The sequence below is a fragment of the Acidimicrobiia bacterium genome (assembly GCA_016650365.1).
In the GTDB taxonomy this organism is placed as follows: domain Bacteria; phylum Actinomycetota; class Acidimicrobiia; order Spongiisociales; family JAENVV01; genus JAENVV01.
In genome coordinates this window covers 1-2,703 of the sequence record JAENVV010000310.1, presented here as the reverse complement: position 1 = coordinate 2,703, position 2,703 = coordinate 1, and the positions used below count along the sequence as shown (strand labels likewise).

At 60.0% G+C, this 2,703-nt stretch carries 3 protein-coding genes; 2 read left to right on the top strand and 1 reads right to left on the bottom strand.

Features of this window, described 5'->3' with window-relative positions; genetic code table 11:
- Both JJE47_16970 and JJE47_16965 read left to right on the top strand, forming a co-directional pair.
- The coding region (locus JJE47_16970) for a hypothetical protein (GenBank protein ID MBK5269116.1) at positions 1 to 259 on the top strand (259 nt) is incomplete at its 5' end.
- A gap of 236 nt (positions 260 to 495) precedes the next feature.
- On the top strand, positions 496 to 1,674 hold the full coding sequence (locus tag JJE47_16965) for an endonuclease/exonuclease/phosphatase family protein (GenBank protein ID MBK5269115.1): 1,179 nt from the start codon (positions 496 to 498) through the stop codon (positions 1,672 to 1,674).
- A gap of 56 nt (positions 1,675 to 1,730) precedes the next feature.
- On the opposite strand, the gene JJE47_16960 is transcribed toward JJE47_16965, so the two are convergent.
- Positions 1,731 to 2,703: acyl-CoA dehydrogenase (locus tag JJE47_16960; GenBank protein MBK5269114.1), on the bottom strand; the 973-nt coding region annotated here is incomplete at its 5' end.

Here is a 2,703-nt window from a genome sequence, read left to right as displayed (position 1 = left end):
AGATCTCGGGGCAGTCGAGAGCGCCCCATCGTTTGAGCTTCTCAACGCCATTGACATCCAGGAAGAGACAGCCGGCATGGTCAAAGGAACGGTGCCGGGAGCTTCAGCCAACGGTGAAGCCGCCTCTGGAGACCTAAACGTGACTGTCTGGTATTCGACCGGTATCAGCGCCTACGAGATATCGGATCCGAATGGTGCCTGGGAACTGTCAATGACGTTCTCGAACGTTGGGACGTTCGACTCGACATCAACTCCCTAGGCATCACCAGGGCGCGCCCGTTGGGCGGCTAGTACCCGCCCCCGGACTGACGAAAACGATGCCCGTTCGGGGTCGCGCGGCGTGAAGGCGCGGGTATATTCAACAAGGTCCCGCCAGGTCGATTCAGATCAAGAGGCGGCAAGATTCCATACGCAACAAGGAGATTCGAAATGTCTTCGACCATCACCGCTCCTCGAATCCGGACCATATTGACGGCTGTCATCCTCATACTTGGCATGGTCTCCACACTCCCCGGTGCCGCCAACGGCGCGGTGGCCTCGGGTGGAAACTCGGTCCGCTTTGCCACCTTCAATGCCTCACTCAATCGAAATAACGCCGGTGACCTGGCGGCCGAACTATCGGCGCCCGGCAGCACCCAACCCGACGTCATCGCCGAAATCATTCAACGGACTCGGCCGGATGTGCTGCTCATCAATGAATTCGATTACGACGCCGGCAACCTTGCCCTCGACGGATTCCAGGCGAACTATCTGGCGGTCGCCCACGGATCTGCCGCTCCAATCGTTTATCCCTACCGGTATACCGCACCGTCGAACACCGGGATCTACTCCGGGTTTGACCTCGACAACAGCGGCGCGGCCGGCGACTTTGTCCCCAACGACGCGTTCGGTTTCGGTTTCTTCCCTGGACAGTTTGGGATGGCCGTATATTCCATGTACCCGATCGACTACGACTCGATCCGAACGTTCCAGAACTTCTTGTGGAAAGACATGCCCGGAGCCCTTCTCCCGGACGATCCAGCCTTCGCGGGTCCCGCCGACTGGTACTCCCCCGCCGAGTTGGACGTGTTCCGCCTCTCCTCGAAGAGCCACTGGGACGTCCCGATCGAGATCGGCAAGCGGAAGGTTCACTTCCTGGTCAGCCATCCGACTCCTCCGGTGTTCGATGGACCCGAGGACCGCAACGGCACCCGCAACTTTGACGAAATCCGCTTCTGGGCCGACTACATCCATCCTGGACGCAGCGGCTACATCTACGACGACAATGGCGGTACTGGCGGACTGGCTGCCGACGCATTGTTCGTGATAGCTGGCGATCAGAATTCAGATCCGCTCGATGGCGACAGTATCCCTGGCGCCATCCAGCAGCTGCTGAATCATCCAAAGGTGAATACCAAGGTGACTCCGACCAGCCCGGGTGCTCCCGAGCAGTCGGCCTTGCAAGGCGGCGCCAACACGACACATCTCAGCGACCCTGTGTACGACACGGCTGACTTCTCGGACTTCAGCCCTGGCAACCTGAGAGCTGACTATGTATTACCGCGCAAGAACATGCAGATGATCGACGCCGGGGTGTTCTGGCCCGCATCAACCGATCCACTGTTCGCACTGGTTGGCACGTTCCCGTTCCCCAGCTCGGACCACCGACTGGTCTGGATCGACGTCCGACCCTAAGCGTGTCTCAAGCTTTCGGAGATGGGCCCATCAGGGCCTGTCTCCGTCTGGGCCGTTCAGGTCCCGGGCCGGTCAGGCACAGGTGCGTCCTGGCGAATGAAGCGAGCCGCCTTGAGTAACAGTGTGTTGTTGGCGCCATCTGAATGAAGGAACGCGGCGGCGTCTCGAACGAGCTTCTCGATCCCCGTGTCGCGCATGTAGCCATAGCCGCCGTGCAGTTCGAGGGCACTTGTCACCACTTCCCATGCCACCTCTGAAGCGAAGACCTTGGGGAGTGCCCCCATCTTTGGGTCCCATCCCAGCTGGCGGTTGTCTGCCATCCACACGGCCCGATGTATGTACGCCTGGGCGGCGTCGATTTTCATTCGCATCCGGCTGAGGACCAGCGCAACCGAGTCCTTCTCGAGTAGATAGCTACCGCCCTGGTAGCGGGTCCGGGTCCACTCAAGTGCTTGCGAATAGGCCGCTTGGGCGACACCGAGCACGCTGGCAGCCGCGTAGGCGTTCGAGGCGGGAAAGAACTGAACGAGCACGTCGAACCCTCTCCCAACTTCTCCGAGAACATTTTCATCCGGGATGAAGCAATCATCAAAGAAAAGTTCTGAGTTGTTGGCGAGTCGTTCGCCCATCTTGTCGTGGACCCGACCGATCGTAAAGCCGGGAGCAGATCGCTCAACCAGAAAACAGGTGCTACCTGCGGCCAGACCCTTACCCGGTTCGGTTTGGGCAAACAGCAAGTAGAGACGAGCCCGGTTCCCGTTGGAGATGAAGTGTTTCTGACCGTTGACGATCCAGCCGCCGTCGGTACGCACCGCCTTGGTGCGAAAGTCGCCCGGAGCGTACGGGATGATGTAGTCGGAAGACCGATCCGGCTCAGTGATGCCGATTGCCAGCAAACCGCGCGGATCGGCGGCGTAATCCGGAATGAAGCGCTCCTGCTGGTCGGGCGTCGCCGCAGCCTGCAATGTCTGGGCAATCTTGAGCGTCTGCGCCAGGACCACCGATACTCCAAGGTCGAACTTTCCGAGT

Coding starts and splice junctions, on each gene's coding strand:
- JJE47_16965 (MBK5269115.1), top strand. CDS start 496: ATGGTCTCCACACTCCCCGGTGCCGCCAACGGCGCGGTGGCCTCGGGT.